Genomic DNA, 14,023 nt, shown 5'->3' on the forward strand with positions numbered 1-14,023 from the left:
AACAGTCAAACAAAGGGGGTCATCAGGTCAGGCATGTCCCGGATGGATCACCACCTTGTTGCGCCCCGTGCTCTTGGCCTGATACAACGCCAGATCCGCCCGTTCGATGGTCTTGTCGATCGGCTCGTTGATCTCCCGGTAGCTGATGCCGCAACTGATGGTCACCACCCGTTCGTGCATGGGCGACTCGAATTTCTGACTCTCCACCCTCCGGAGGATGCGGTTGGCCACTGCCGGGGGTACATGCTGGGGGCTGCCGATCAGAAACAGCAGAAACTCCTCGCCTCCGAGACGCACCGGAATATCCACTCCGCGGATGCTGTCGGCAATGATGTGCGCCACGGTGCGTAGCGTCACATCCCCCATGGCGTGACCATAGGTGTCGTTGACCGACTTGAAGTGATCGATATCAAAAGCCAGGACCGTGATCGAGGCATGGGCGTCGCGGTCGTGGATGCGACACAGGCGCGCTACGGCCTCCTGCATGTAGTAGCGGGTGTAGAGATTGGTCAGGGGGTCGCGGATCGACCGTTCGTAGGATTTTTTCTGCTCCATGTCCATGACGCGGAAGATGATCTCCCGTTCCACGGCCACGCCGAGGGGGATGCTCAACTGGGTGAGGATATGGGCCATCTCCTCGTCCACGTCGAGATTCTCGCGCAGACGGAACAACACCACGGCCTGCACCGTGTCGTTCTGGGGGGAGAAGAGCGGCAGGATCAGCATCATCCGGATGGGGTCGCCGTTGGGCTGGCGCGTTTCGCCGGTGTAGGGGACGATCAGATAGGGGCCGGCCTGGTCGCGCTGCCAGTGGTCGCGCCGCATGCCGAGAAAGGCGCGACACGCCGCCGGTGCCTGGGCGATGGTGCCGCGAAATCCGCTTTCCGGCGCCAGATGCAGGGTGTCGCCGGACTCGGTGGCGGCGAAGAACTCCAGATCCGTCACCGGGATCAACGGCTTGGCCAATTCGAGAATCCGGGCGGCCACGGCACTGAAATCCCGTTGCACCATCAGGGTTTGCATCATTTCGCGCAGCATGTGGTTCAAACCCGACAGGCGTCGGTAGTCGGAGTTGGTGCGCGTGAGCAGGAACAGTCCGCAGTCGAGGCTTTTCAACCGGTCGAACATGAAACGCACCAGATGTTCCGGAATCAGCGAGCCGTGTTGCGGCGCGATCAGACGGATGGGCAGGGACTCCATGTTCGTCAGACCGTGGCGCAGGATCTCCTGGCTGGGCATATAGTGTTCGTGAAAGAACTGGATCGCCTCGAAGGCCCGTTCGTCCTGGGCGAACAGAGGCGTATCCTTGGAGAGCCCGCCGAACAGGTCGCTGGAGAAAAGGGTTCCGGTGGCTTGATCGAAGGTGCAGAAGGCGCCGCTGAAGTGCAGGTAGGGAGTGAAGAGGAATTGCAGGCGTCGTCCGCCCAGATCCAGTTCCCAGCGGTGATCCTCGACGCAGACGAGCGGCAGTTTTTTGAGTCCCAGGTGTTTGAGCAGGGCGTTGGTGCGCCAATGGCTCAACACCACCGCATCCGGGCGGGTGATCAGCGGATCCAGAGAGGGCAGGATGCCGGTGATATCCGGGTCCTGGTGGTGGCAGATGAAATAGCGGATCGACTCCAGGGGGATGATCTCGCGGATTTTTCGGAGTGTGGTGTCGAAGGTGAGCACCGAGCCGGGATCGAGCAGCACCGATTGATCGCCGTGTTCGATCAGATAGGGGTGGCACTGGAACGGATCATCGGCGAAGTGGTGCCCGACCCACCAGACGCGATGGGCGACCTCGATGGCGTGCTCGAGTTCGTCGGGGGTGGGTTCGCGGCAGGGAAAAACCCGGTTGTTCAACGATGCGTCGGACATGCTTCAACTCTTATTTTGTAACGGTTTTTATTTGGCGAACCGCTTGTCTTGCATCGTTATAATGTGCCACGTCCACGGATGTGCGGCAATGCTTTTTTCGGGGATTTTGAGCCCTGGGTTGGAATGGTGCTTTTATGCTCCGCCGAGGTCGGGAAGGTGCGATCGCAGCAGGTCGAGAGGGATGGCGCCGGGGCGCAGCAGGGTGGCCTGGTCCCCATCGACGCGCAGCAGGGTGGAGGGGAGGGCATTCGGGCGGATCGGGCCATCCAGGACCACCAGTTTTTCGTCGGGCCAGATGGCGCGCACCCCTTCCGCGGTGTCGGATGGCACCCCGCCGGCGCGGTTGGCGCTGGTGGAGATGAGGGGTTTGTGCCAGGCTGCGAGCAGTGCGCCGACGATCGGGGATGGGGAGTGGCGCACGGCGACAAAACCGCTGTCGCCGGTCAGGAACGGCGGCAGGTCGGATCGGGCCGGCAGAACCAGGGTGAGGGGGCCGGGCCAGAACTGTTTCATCAGTCTGACAGCCAGCGGCGATGGCGGGCGCAGCAGGGTATCCAGATCCATGGTCTCATCGATCAACAGGATAAACCCTTTGTCCATCGGACGTTCCTTCAGGCGGATCAGTCGATCCAAGGCCGCGGGGTTCCAGGGGTCGGCGGCGAGCCCGAACAGGGTTTCCGTGGGCAGGCCGATGACCTGTCCGTGATGCAGGGCGGTGAGGGCGGCTTGGAGCATGGGCGCGAACTCTGGAAATGATGTTGAATATTTCTATCAATAAAAGTAATTCATGATGCGTAAAGATTGGTTCGGGTCGGCGTAGAACAGTTCTTGACTTGTTCCGAATTGGACTGTTCATGGTTGATGGGTACGGAATATGCACGGCATGGGCCAAGCGCTTGACGCGGGATGGGCTGATTGGCTACCATCATTATTAACTGACGCAATCACAATGGAACCATGAAAATACGACGCCCAGACGTATACAATCCAAAACGGAAGATGATTCCCCCTCCCGTATCGGATCCCGAGAAAAAGAATCTCGTGGACTTGGCGCGGCAGATTCATTATGGCGGCAATCCCGAGCATAAACGCAATCCAGGTGATTTCGGCCTGACGCCACCGGGTCAACCCAGACCGGGAAAGACGCTCTGCGATTCGGTTCCTATCGTATCACGCAAGGTGGCAATCGAGCTGCTCCAGGAGGGGGTACGTCGGGGACTGATCAGCGAAGCCCGGCATGGCCCGTGGCCACAAAACATCTGGGCGGTCGATTCGCAGGGCAATGCGTTGGAAGCTCAACTGGAGAATCCGGACTGCGGAATTTATCACGGATACCCGATGCCAGAGAGTGATCCATTCCGTCAAAATGTCCTGAAACGTTGGAAAAGCCTATGAATTCCTCTTTTATCATCCATCCCAGATGGGAGACTGCCTATCATGGCAGCGAGGAGATCCGGCAGACTTCGGCGCTCTTGCGGATTACCGTCAACGGTCGTCTTGCGACCCGTGTCGATAACGATTGGTCACGATCGGTCCATGAGGAGGTGATGCTCTCCACCTATCCTCTGGCCATGTGGCTGGCGGCCTCGTGGTGGCGATTGCGGTGGGAAACAACACCCGACAGACCAACTGTTGAATGGCGCATGGCCCATGAGTTGAGTGGGGCTGGACATGGCTATCTCTGGCCACCCATGCGCATCGAAACCGATGGCGCGTCGGTCACCGTCCACTGTGCCCCCCCCCTTCGGGATTCCGGGGAGCCGATCCGCTACCTGTCCATCTTGCATGAATCCATGCCGGTCGAAGATTTCATGCGCGGGGTTTCGGCATTCATCGATACCGTGATTGCCCGGTTGGATGGTCTGGGCCTGCGCGATACCGGGTTGCACAGGTTGTGGCGGGCGGTTGCCGCCGAGTGGTCTGACCCGGAAATGGCCGGATATCGGAAACTTGAAGCCCTGTTGGGGTTTGAACCCGACGAAGGGCCGGATGCCTGGCTGGAAGAGTTTAAACACCTTGAGCCAAGAATCGGCGCGGGGGCGACGGCGGAGATTGCCGCCGCATGCGCGGGCCACGATGCTGTCGGGCGGTTGGCAAGGGTGATGCGGTGCGCGGAACAGCGCGGGGTCGAAGGTGGCTTCGGCAACATCGCCGCCGGGTTTGGGAATCGTTGGCGGACATTGTCGGTTTTCCTGGCGCAGCCGTGGGAGCAGGGACGATCCCTGGCCCGTGACATGCGTGATTGGCTGGGATTGGATCTGCAACCGGTATCTGACAACCAGTTGTTGACGATTCTGGAGATGCCGAAGTCCGCGATCGACGAAAAGACGGCGCCGATGCACGACGCCCGTTTGGGCGTCGCCGTTCGGGAAGGGGAGCGTGATCGGGTCCGTTTCCTGTTCCAGAGAAGATCTCCAACGGGTCGCCGGTTTGAATTGGCGCGTTGGCTGGGGGATTGGGTGTGGGCCTCGGCGCACGACCACTGGTTGCCGTCCACGGAGGCCAAAACCGCGCGCCAGAAGAGTCAGCGGGCCTTTGCTGCCGAATTTCTCGCGCCGATCCAGGCGGTGCAGGCGTTTCTGGGGGATGATCTGACCGATGAAGAACGCATTGAGGAGGCCGGCGACCATTTTGCGGTTTCCCCTCGGTTGATCCAGTCATCCCTGGTCAACCATGATCTGGTGGCACACGACCGTTTCGGACTCGCATTTTCCTTCGCATGACATCGGGGTGTTCCATCAGAACACCCCGTCTTCCAGCCCGCATCGCATGGCACGGTTCCATAGGGATCACATTCGGGACTGCGGGTTTGCTCCCGATTCTTTCCAGCGTGGATTCGTGTCTTCGTTTGGTGATGCGTTGTCTGCGCATTCCAGCCCGCATCGCATGGCACGGTTCCATAGGGATCACATTCGGGACTGCGGGTTTGCTCCCGATTCTTTACCAGCGTGGATTCGTGTCAGTTTGGTGATGCGTTGTCTGCGCACCAGATGCTGCTCAGAGCGCGCCGGTGGATTTGTTCTCGCCGTTGGTGTAGTTGAAGACCACCAGTTCCGCCAAACGGGGCGGGGCATGGTTGGCGCGGACCGTGGCCAGCTTTTGATTCAACGCCTCCACGGCGTCGTCCGAATCGTCCACCACCAGATCGGCGCGGATCCAACAGGGATCGTCGGACGGGATGCCGGTGTAGTTGATGGTTTTGATCTCCTTGCGTTCCCGCTCCAGGATCTTCATCGCCAACCCCTGCAACCGCTCCACGTCGTCGTCGGCGATGCCGAACCGTTCCAGCAGGGCGCCGCTCTTGGCGATGGAGTCGGCCTCTTCGATGGGACGCGACGGATTCAATCGGCTCCAGTCGCTCATGCGGCGCACCCCGTCCTGGATCCGACCCGAGGCCAGGGTGGTGACGATCAGTTCGGCCAGGATGTCCAGATCGTCCGGGTTCTCATCGTGCAGGAGCCGATACTGTTCGCGCGCCTCGGCGAAGTGGCCGAGCCGGGCCAGACAGGCCCCATAACCGTGACGCACGTCCGGATCGTCGCCGCTGTGCCAGAGGGCGTTCCTGAAGTGGGCGCGCATGGTATCGCTCTTTTCGAGCAGCGTGGCGGTCAGCCCCAAAAGATAAAAGGCGCGCACCGGTTCGTGACGGCGGTGTTCGGCGATCACCCGCTCCAGGCGTTTCAATTCGAATTCGAAGCGCGCGGCATCGATGGGTGAGGCCCAGATCCCTTGCAGGCGGACCAACAGGTTATCGAGGATCTCGTCGCGACTTTGTTGGATCATCATCTCTTCTCATCCGCCTCCCATGGCGCGGGATCAGCTCGCATGCGGGCTCTCCCGTTGACCGGTTCGGTCAATAAATGTCTCCCTGATCCATTTATCGTGTCGCGCCATGCCGTGCATGAGGAAAAAATGGGGGTGAGGCCAAAAAAATTAAAACGACTCACCCTGTTCCCGCACCCGCGCTTCGAACCACGCCTCGGCATCCCCGCGCAACGGCGGACCCTCCGGGTCGCGCGCGGCTTCCACAGCCGTGGCGCGCCAGAAGTTCTGGCGGATCTCGGGATCCGCGATCCGCGCCTGGATCGCTTCCCGCCAGTGCCCGAACAGGGCGGCCAGCTCCCCCCAACCCGGTTCCAGCCAGGCGTCGATGCGCTCCTTCAACACCCGCATCAGCGCCGGACTGCGCCCGCCGCTCCCCACCGCCACCGTCACCGCGCCACGCCGCACCACGGCAGGAACCAGAAAGCCGCTGCTCTCCGGATCGTCCGCCGAGTTGCACAGCAGGCCATGCTTCCGGCAGGCCGCGCCGATGGAACGGTTCAGTTCCGCCCGGTCCGTGGCCGCGAAGACCAGCAACGGTCGTGGCGGGCGATCCAGAAGCAGGATCGAGAACGCTTGCGGCCAGTGGTCGATCCGCCCGGTCGCCGCCCACCCGGCCACCACCGGATCCAGATGCGGCGCCACCACGGTCACCCGCGCTCCGGTGACCAGCAACCCCTCGATCTTGCGGCGCGCCACCCGCCCCCCGCCCACCACCAGCACCGGGCGATCCGCCAAGACCAGTTCCGCCATGTAGTGCGGCATGCTATCGTGTGCCATGTTGAATCGATCTCTTCTCAAAGGTGACAGGTCTTATCGCAATCATGTCCGACACCCACATCATCATTCGCGGCGCGCGCGAACACAATCTGAAAAATATCCATCTGGAACTGCCGCGTCACCGGTTGACCGTCATCACCGGCGTTTCGGGATCGGGGAAATCCTCGCTCGCCTTCGATACCCTCTCCGCCGAGGGGCAGCGTCGCTACGTCGAATCGCTCTCTGCTTACGCGCGTCAGTTCCTGAGCCTTCAGGGCAAGCCGGATGTCGATGCCATCGAGGGGCTCTCTCCGTCGATCTCCATCGAACAAAAAGGGACCAGCAAGAATCCCCGCTCCACCGTGGGCACGGTGACCGAGATCCACGACTATCTGCGTCTGCTGTTCGCCCGTGTCGGTCGTCCCCACTGTCACGGCTGCGGCCAGCCGATCCAGAGTCAGAGCATCAGCCAGATGGTCGATATTCTCATGGCCCTGCCGGAAAAGAGCCGGCTTCTGCTCCTGGCCCCGGTGGTGAGCGATCGCAAGGGGGAGTACAAGAAGGAGTTGGCTGCCCTGGCCCGTCAGGGATTCACCCGCGTGGTGATCGATGGCGAGACCTGCGAGCTTGACCAGTTGCCCGTTCTGAACAAACAGGTCAAACATACGATCGAGGCGCTGGTGGATCGGATCGTCATCAAGCCCGGACTCGAAACCCGACTGGCCGATTCGCTCGCCACGGCCCTGGGCGTGGCCGAGGCCCTCGGCATCAAGCATCAGGCCGGCGGCATCGCCAAGGTGATGGTGCTCGACGAACCGCCCCGCGAGATGATTTTCAGCGAACGGCACGCCTGTCCCACCTGCGGCATCTCCTATCCGGAGATCGAACCGCGCATGTTCTCTTTCAACAGCCCCCACGGCGCCTGTCAGGAGTGCGACGGGCTCGGCAACAAGCCCTTCTTCGATCCGGAGTTGGTGGTTCCGAATCCGGACCTGTCGATTCACGATGGGGCGGTGGCTCCCTGGAACAAACCCACCGCCCACCTGGCGCGCGAGTCGCTCCAGACCTTGAGCGAGCATTACGGGTTCGATCCGCGCACCCCCTGGAAGAGCCTGCCGGTGAAAATCCGGGAGATCATCCTGTACGGTTCCGGGAGCGAACGGATCCTGTTCCGGTTTCGCGGTCCGCGCGGCTCGTTCACCACCTCGCGTCCCTGGGAAGGGGTGATCAACAATCTGGAGCGTCGTTTCATCGAGACCGAATCCGACGACGTGCGCGAGGAGTTGCATCCCTATCGTTCCTCGGCCCCCTGTCCCGTGTGTCACGGCAAGCGGTTGCGCAAGGAGGCGCTGCACATCCTGATCGACGGAGCCAACATCGCCGATCTCTCCGCGCTCTCTCTGGATCTGGCGGCGGACAGGCTCTCCGCGCTGCCGTTCACCCCCATGGAGTTGGCCATCGCCGACCGGATCTTGAAGGAGATTCTCGAACGATTGGGATTCCTGCGCGCCCTGGGGCTCGACTATCTCACCCTCGACCGGGCCGCCGCCACCCTCTCCGGCGGCGAGGGGCAGAGGATCCGGCTGGCCAATCAGATCGGATCGGGTTTGACCGGGGTGCTCTACATTCTGGACGAGCCGAGCATCGGCTTGCATCAGCGGGACAATCAGCGTCTGCTCGATGCCCTGTTCCGGCTGCGGGATCTGGGCAACACCGTGGTGATGGTGGAACACGACGAGGATGCCATCCGACGCGCCGATCATGTGGTGGACATGGGGCCTGGGGCCGGGGAGCATGGCGGACGGGTGGTTGCCGAGGGCCCGCCGGCGGCGATTCTCGCGCATCCGTCTTCGTTGACGGGCCACTACCTGGCCGGTATCCGCTCGATACCGGTTCCGACCCGACGTCGCCCCTTCGATCCCAAGCGTTGTGTCACGCTGCACGGGGTGACCACGAACAATCTGAAAAACGTCGCGGCACGCATTCCCCTGGGACTGTTCGTCTGTATCACCGGGGTGTCGGGGTCGGGCAAGTCGAGCCTGGTGCTCGACACCCTTCTGCCCGCCTTGACCGCGCGGCTCCATCAGGGCCATCTGCCCGGCGGGGTCTATGAGGAGATCAGCGGCCTCGAGGCCCTCGACAAGGTGATCCACATCGATCAATCCCCGATCGGACGCACCCCGCGTTCCAATCCCGCCACCTATACCGGCCTGTTCACCCCGCTCCGGGAGTTGATGGCCAGCGTGCCGGAGTCGCGCGGGCGCGGGTATCAGGCCGGACGGTTCAGCTTCAACGTCAAGGGCGGGCGCTGCGAGGCGTGCGCCGGGGATGGGCTGATCAAGATCGAGATGCATTTTCTGCCCGACATCTTTGTGCAGTGCGATGTCTGCCGGGGCAGTCGTTACAACCGCGAGACCCTGGAGATCCAGTATCAGGGCAAGAACATCGCCCAGATTCTCGATTTGACCGTGGACGAGGCGACCGCGATGTTTTCGGCCATTCCGGCGCTCAAGGGGCGGCTGGAGACGTTGCAGGCGGTGGGCATGGGGTATGTGCGGCTTGGACAGTCGGCGACCACTTTGTCCGGCGGCGAGGCGCAACGGGTGAAGATCGCCCGTGAGTTGGCCAAGCGGGCCACCGGGCGCACGCTCTACATTCTGGATGAGCCGACCACCGGCCTCCATTTCGACGACATCCGCAAGCTGCTGGAGGTGTTGGGGCAGTTGGTGGATGCCGGCAACACGGTGGTGGTGATCGAGCACAATCTGGATGTGATCAAGACGGCGGACTGGCTCATCGATCTCGGGCCCGAGGGGGGCAGTCGGGGCGGGGCGGTGGTGATGGAGGGGACGCCGGAGCAGTGCGCCGGGGACGGGAACTCCTGGACCGGTCGTTATCTGGCGCCGATATTGAAGATGGCGACCGGGGTGTGAAGGTGGGAAGGTGTGAAGGTGTGGGGAGCGGAGGGGGCGTTACGGCCCCCCATCCCCATCGTGACCACTCAGGCGTCGTGGTCCTTGCGGCGCGAATCGCGCAGTTTGTCGCCCAGACCGGCCTCGATGGCCAGGGAGCGGCGCTTGTCCGAATAGGAGGGGGCCACCATCGGGAAGCTCTTGTCCAGATCGAACATGGCGCGGTATTCGTCGAAGTCCATTTTGTGCGAACGGGTCAGGTGACCTTTCAAGGCCTTGCAGGGCTTGCCGCAGATCAGGCAGATCACCGCGTCTTCGGTGACGGCCTGATCGATGGGCACGAACGGTTGAGGCTTTTTGGAATCACCCGAGGTCATGATCGGCGAGGCCGGTTCATCTTCGTCGTTCTCGGGCGTGGGGGCGGCGTCGCGGCTCGTGGAGGCGGATCCGTTGGAGGCGAGATCGTTCAGGGTGGAGTACACCTCCCGGAGCAACGCCGGCAGCTCGCGAGCCTGGACTTCGTTATTGGAAACGTATGCTTCGATGATCTCCGCGGCGTGCTTGAGCAGATCGGACGACATCATGGAACTCCTTCAAGGTTAATAGAGGATTTGTTCAGAGATTTATCCGTATAATATTTTTCTTTGGAGAGCAACTGTCAAGATTTTTTTTGCGATTTATCAAAAAATCATGCAAACATTATCTTTTGAGGCGCGGAAAGATCACGATGAGGCGTGATCAATGTAAATGATCTGGCCACAGAGATCCTCTATTCGTTTCACCCTGCATCCGCCGCGCACGGCATTGCCCATGCGGATCTCTTCGGCATCGCGCAGATCATCCAGAGACAAACTGCGAAGGATGGCGTCGCATCGTGGTATTTCCCTGGCGCGCCACAGACTTGGACAAAGGCCATCGCCGGGCGGCGGGGCGATCCACTGGCCGGCGTGGCGTACCAGAAGGGCGCTGATCGCCCCTTCGGTGAGCTGTCCGCGCCGGTTGATGAACAGTCGTTCGTCATGACCTGTCTTGTGAGCTTCATGCCAGGCCATATCCAGGTGAAGGCGGCGGTTGCTCTTGTGGCATGTCAGGGGGTCGAGGGGGTCGGGTCGCCAGGCGGCCAGTCGCACCTTCAATCCGGCCTCGGGCCAGGGGGTGAACGGGCGTCGGGTCAGGGTGATCCTGCCTCCGGTGGTCAGCTCAAGGCGTCCCACCAGGGGGGTCGGGTGCGTTTCGGCCCATTGGTGTGCCGAGGCGCGAATGCGCGCTTCGAGCGTGTCCGGCTCCAGGGGAATGCCAAGGGCGCGCGCCGAATCGCCCAGCCGGCGCAGGTGCGCCGCCAGCCAGGGGATCGCCCCTCCGGCCTCGACGCGAAAGGATTCGATGAGTCCCAGTGGCGCGGGTATGTCGTTCAGAAAGCGGGCCTTGTCGGCTATTTCCATCCATTCGGCCTCGCTCTTCGAGTCGGCCACCACCCCGCCTCCGAGTCCGATCCGGCAGCCTTGGGATTCACGCCGCACCACGGTGCGGATCGCCACGTTCAGCCACCCGTCCCCGCCGGGCATCAGGTATCCCATCGCCCCGGTATAGACCCCGCGCGGGCGTTGTTCCAGTTCCCGGATCATCTCCATGGTCCGTTTTTTCGGCGCGCCGGTGATCGAGGCGGCGGGAAAGAGCGCGGCCAGGATCCCCTCCAGATCGACTCCGGGACGCGCCAGGCCATGCACCCGTGTTTCGAGGTGATGGACGGTGGAGAACGAGCGGCAGGCGGCCAGGGATTCGACCCATACACTGCCGGTGGTGCAGATCTGTCCCAGATCGTTGCGCGCCATGTCCACGATCATCACATGTTCGGCGTTGTCCTTGGGCGAGCTTTCCAGGGTCTCGGCCTGGGTGCGGTCTTGATCGGCATCGTTCGAGCGTGGGCGTGTCCCCTTGATCGGCGCGGTGACGAGTCGCTGGCCGCGTCGTTCCAGAAACAGTTCGGGCGAGAAGGAGGCCACGGCCCAGGTTTGTGTGCGGATCCACATCGCCCGTGGGAAGCGGTGCGCGGTTTGAACATGCAGAAAGAACGCGGCCAGGTCGTCGATGCCCGTCACCTCCGCCTCCAGGGTGTGGTTGACCTGGTAGCTTTCGCCGGCCTGGATCCATGCGGCGATGCGGGCCAGATCCTGTTGGTAACGGGTCTGGTCGCCGTGGGGGGTGAGGCGAACCGGGGGGTGGGGGGACGGGGGCGGATAGCAGACCGGTCGTGGGGCGGTGTCAAAGCGTGCGAACCAGGCCAGGGGCGGGCCATTGGGTTCGGGTTGGGTGAAGACCGGCAGGTCGAAGGCGGCGGCGGCTTCGTAGGCGAGCAGGCCGGCCACCCAGTGACCCGAGCGGGAGGCCTGATCGATCTGGCGCAGCAGGGGGCGCACGGAGTCCGGGGTGTGGGCGGAGAGCACGGCGACGGGGTGGGTGAAGAGGCGCGGTGGGCCGGCTTCGGGGAAATCGATGAGCAGGGTATCGGGTTGATTGAGGAGGGTGGGTGAGAGGAGGGTGGTGGTAGGCATGAGGGAGAGGGGGTGAAGTTGAGTTCGGGCTTGAGTCGTCACGGGGACCGGGGACGGTTGCCGTCCCCGGCGTGGTCAGCAATTTTGCGCGTTTTTTCCGAAAGATCGCTTATTTGAAGAGCGCTCCAAAGGCAAAGGCAAAACCTCGGAGGCGCCGCCTCCGAACCTCTGCCGGGGAGCTTTGGCCCCCGTCCCCCGCAACGGTTTACCCGATCCCGCGCCTGGACAACGCCGCCTTGGGCGACACATGCAACCGGTTCAACCCGGCCTTGCCCTCCAACCCCATGGCCACGGCGATCAACTGGGCGAAATTCATCTCCGGCAGTTCGATGCGCTTGCCCACCACCTTCTCCGCCGGCCCCTGGAACGACCCCATCGACATGTCACATAAGGTACACGGGGTGATCATTACCTCGGCGCCCGCCTCTTTCGCGTTCAGACAGTTCCTGGCCACCATCGCGCGCATCTCCACCTTGTCGGAGAGCATGACATGGAACCCGCAACATTTGTCGTGACCGTCATACGCGACCGGTTCGCCACCCAGCAGCACGATCAACCGATCCAGATGGTCGGCCTTTTCGCCGGCCTTGGCATCGAAGATCTCCTCGGGGCGCAGGTTGTGACAGCCGTAGAACGGCGCCACCCGCAACCCTTTCAACGGCTTGACCACCTTGGCCCGAACCTTCTCGGGCTCGATCTGATCGGTGATCACCCACAACAGATGATAGACCTGAATCGAGGCCTGGTAGGGTCGCACCCCGGCCTGGACCAGCACATGGTTGATCTTGTCCAACAGCTCCGGTTCGGTTTTGAAACGGTGGTTGGCGTGGGTCAAAGTCTGGAGACAGGTGTTGCAGATGGTCACCAGATCCCGTCCCCCCTCCTCGGCCTCGGAGAGGATGCGCGCCGCCACGGCCAAAGAGAAGGCCGGCCTGGTCTCGCGCAGACTCACCGCGCCGCAACAGGTGGCGCGCGGCATCTCATGCAGGGTGATGCCCAGGCTGCCGGCCACGGCGCGGGCGGCCACGTCGGCCTCCTTCTGCACCTGCTTGGCCGCGCAACCCGGATAATAGGCGAAATCGAGTTTCATGAAAGATCTCCTTTGCGCAAGGCGGCCCCTATTCCGGGACCACCTCCTTGGCCTTGGTTTCCACGTCCAGGGGGGTCTCTTCGAGGATCTCGTAGATCTTGGCGAGTTCCTTCAAGCCTTTGGATTTGTGCGGCAACGGCGAGGGAACCTTGCCCTTTTTCATCAGATGCAGGGCGGTGTCGAGTTCCGCGAGCGTGCCGAGAATGCCCACGGTGCGCATCATCAGGGTGAACTCGTTGAGCGATCCGGATTTTTTGATGTCCTGGTGGAAGGCCAGGGCATGCTTTGGACCCGGACCGTCGCCGAGTCCCTTGTCGATGCCGCGGGTGCGCAGCTTGACGATCGCCTCCATCGGCTTGACATCCTTGGGACAGGTCTCCACGCACATGGCGCAACGGGCGCAGGTCCACATCATGTGGGGTTCGGAGAGCTGCTCCAGCCGGCGCTTTTTCTGCCCTTCGCGGGGGTCGGAGACGAACCGGAACGCCTTGGCCAAGGCCGCCGGACCGATGAATTCGGAACTCACCTCGGCCATGGTGCAGTCCGAATAGCAGCTGCCGCACAGGATGCACTGGGTGACGTGGTTGACCTGATCGTAAGCGGTACGCTCCAGCACGGCATCGGTATCCGGACCGTCCTGGAGATAGGGCCGGATCTGGTGGATCTTCTCGAAGAAGGGATCGATGTCGATGGCCAGATCCTTGAGGATCGGCTGATTGGCCTGGGGTGCGATCACCACCACGCCGTCACGGGCCACGCTGCCGACGTGGGTCTTGCAGGCCAGGCGGGTGCGACCGCCGATTTTCATGGCGCACGAGCCGCAGATGGCCGAGCGACAGGACTGCCGGAAGGTGAGAGAGCCATCCTGCTCGCCCTTGATCTCCTCGAGAAGGGTGAGGATGGTGGTGGTGGGGGTCGCGGAGACGGTGTATTCGCGCCATTCGGACTGGATGGGTCCGACCGCGCCCTTGCGGTTGCGCTGGATGCGCAGGGTATAGGGGTTCGTGCTCATCGTGGGCCTCGTCTCG

The 14,023-nt window shown here is 62.4% G+C and carries 11 protein-coding genes; 3 read left to right on the forward strand and 8 right to left on the reverse strand.

Annotated elements, in window-relative coordinates:
• Positions 1-27: 27 nt before the first annotated feature.
• A complete protein-coding gene (locus tag ACOY6C_RS01880) occupies positions 28-1,860 on the reverse strand; it encodes an oxygen-binding di-iron domain-containing protein (protein ID WP_420903779.1) in 1,833 nt (610 codons plus the stop codon).
• Between the two features lie 132 nt (positions 1,861-1,992).
• A complete protein-coding gene (locus tag ACOY6C_RS01885) occupies positions 1,993-2,595 on the reverse strand; it encodes an L-threonylcarbamoyladenylate synthase (protein ID WP_420903780.1) in 603 nt (200 codons plus the stop codon).
• A gap of 222 nt (positions 2,596-2,817) precedes the next feature.
• Between ACOY6C_RS01885 and ACOY6C_RS01890 the strand changes: the two genes are divergently transcribed.
• Together ACOY6C_RS01890 and ACOY6C_RS01895 are read left to right on the forward strand one after the other, a co-directional pair.
• Complete coding sequence (locus ACOY6C_RS01890) at positions 2,818-3,255, forward strand: hypothetical protein (protein WP_420903781.1); 438 nt, start codon at positions 2,818-2,820, stop codon at positions 3,253-3,255.
• The gene (locus tag ACOY6C_RS01895; protein ID WP_420903782.1) at positions 3,252-4,583 is read left to right on the forward strand and encodes a hypothetical protein; all 1,332 of its coding nucleotides are present in this window, start codon (positions 3,252-3,254) and stop codon (positions 4,581-4,583) included. The genes ACOY6C_RS01890 and ACOY6C_RS01895 overlap by 4 nt, the downstream gene beginning before the upstream one ends.
• 274 nt (positions 4,584-4,857) lie before the next feature.
• On the opposite strand, the gene ACOY6C_RS01900 is transcribed toward ACOY6C_RS01895, so the two are convergent.
• The gene (locus ACOY6C_RS01900) at positions 4,858-5,646 is read right to left on the reverse strand and encodes a tetratricopeptide repeat protein (RefSeq protein WP_420903783.1); all 789 of its coding nucleotides are present in this window, start codon (positions 5,644-5,646) and stop codon (positions 4,858-4,860) included.
• Positions 5,647-5,793: 147 nt separating this feature from the next.
• Positions 5,794-6,462 (reverse strand): precorrin-2 dehydrogenase/sirohydrochlorin ferrochelatase family protein, encoded by a 669-nt coding sequence (locus ACOY6C_RS01905; protein WP_420903784.1) that lies wholly within the window; start codon positions 6,460-6,462, stop codon positions 5,794-5,796.
• A 44-nt stretch (positions 6,463-6,506) separates the two neighbouring features.
• Here ACOY6C_RS01905 and uvrA point away from each other — a divergent pair, with 44 nt between their 5' ends.
• Positions 6,507-9,374, forward strand: coding sequence for an excinuclease ABC subunit UvrA (uvrA, locus tag ACOY6C_RS01910; protein WP_420903785.1), 2,868 nt, complete (start codon positions 6,507-6,509; stop codon positions 9,372-9,374).
• A 68-nt stretch (positions 9,375-9,442) separates the two neighbouring features.
• Here uvrA and ACOY6C_RS01915 read toward each other — a convergent pair whose 3' ends face one another.
• The 4 genes from ACOY6C_RS01915 to ACOY6C_RS01930 form a co-directional block, all read right to left on the reverse strand.
• Positions 9,443-9,937, reverse strand: a complete 495-nt coding sequence (locus tag ACOY6C_RS01915) for a Ros/MucR family transcriptional regulator (protein ID WP_420903786.1) — start codon at positions 9,935-9,937, stop codon at positions 9,443-9,445.
• 138 nt (positions 9,938-10,075) lie between these two features.
• A complete protein-coding gene (locus tag ACOY6C_RS01920; RefSeq protein ID WP_420903787.1) occupies positions 10,076-11,905 on the reverse strand; it encodes a bifunctional anthranilate synthase component I family protein/class IV aminotransferase in 1,830 nt (609 codons plus the stop codon).
• A gap of 205 nt (positions 11,906-12,110) precedes the next feature.
• Positions 12,111-12,995, reverse strand: coding sequence for a CoB--CoM heterodisulfide reductase iron-sulfur subunit B family protein (locus ACOY6C_RS01925; RefSeq protein ID WP_420903788.1), 885 nt, complete (start codon positions 12,993-12,995; stop codon positions 12,111-12,113).
• A gap of 28 nt (positions 12,996-13,023) precedes the next feature.
• The gene (locus tag ACOY6C_RS01930) at positions 13,024-14,007 is read right to left on the reverse strand and encodes a succinate dehydrogenase/fumarate reductase iron-sulfur subunit (RefSeq protein ID WP_420903789.1); all 984 of its coding nucleotides are present in this window, start codon (positions 14,005-14,007) and stop codon (positions 13,024-13,026) included.
• Positions 14,008-14,023: the final 16 nt, after the last annotated feature.

The sequence above is a fragment of the Candidatus Magnetaquiglobus chichijimensis genome, from assembly GCF_045865675.1.
GTDB lineage: Bacteria > Pseudomonadota > Magnetococcia > Magnetococcales > Magnetaquicoccaceae > Magnetaquiglobus > Magnetaquiglobus chichijimensis.

Bases quoted from the DNA above. Each gene is read 5' to 3' on its own strand.
- ACOY6C_RS01900 (WP_420903783.1), bottom strand. From the start codon at position 5,646: ATGATGATCCAACAAAGTCGCGACGAGATCCTCGATAACCTGTTGGTC.
- ACOY6C_RS01885 (WP_420903780.1), bottom strand. From the start codon at position 2,595: ATGCTCCAAGCCGCCCTCACCGCCCTGCATCACGGACAGGTCATCGGC.
- ACOY6C_RS01925 (WP_420903788.1), bottom strand. From the start codon at position 12,995: ATGAAACTCGATTTCGCCTATTATCCGGGTTGCGCGGCCAAGCAGGTG.
- uvrA (WP_420903785.1), top strand. From the start codon at position 6,507: ATGTCCGACACCCACATCATCATTCGCGGCGCGCGCGAACACAATCTG.
- ACOY6C_RS01930 (WP_420903789.1), bottom strand. From the start codon at position 14,007: ATGAGCACGAACCCCTATACCCTGCGCATCCAGCGCAACCGCAAGGGC.
- ACOY6C_RS01895 (WP_420903782.1), top strand. From the start codon at position 3,252: ATGAATTCCTCTTTTATCATCCATCCCAGATGGGAGACTGCCTATCAT.
- ACOY6C_RS01920 (WP_420903787.1), bottom strand. From the start codon at position 11,905: ATGCCTACCACCACCCTCCTCTCACCCACCCTCCTCAATCAACCCGAT.
- ACOY6C_RS01915 (WP_420903786.1), bottom strand. From the start codon at position 9,937: ATGATGTCGTCCGATCTGCTCAAGCACGCCGCGGAGATCATCGAAGCA.
- ACOY6C_RS01880 (WP_420903779.1), bottom strand. From the start codon at position 1,860: ATGTCCGACGCATCGTTGAACAACCGGGTTTTTCCCTGCCGCGAACCC.
- ACOY6C_RS01890 (WP_420903781.1), top strand. From the start codon at position 2,818: ATGAAAATACGACGCCCAGACGTATACAATCCAAAACGGAAGATGATT.
- ACOY6C_RS01905 (WP_420903784.1), bottom strand. From the start codon at position 6,462: ATGGCACACGATAGCATGCCGCACTACATGGCGGAACTGGTCTTGGCG.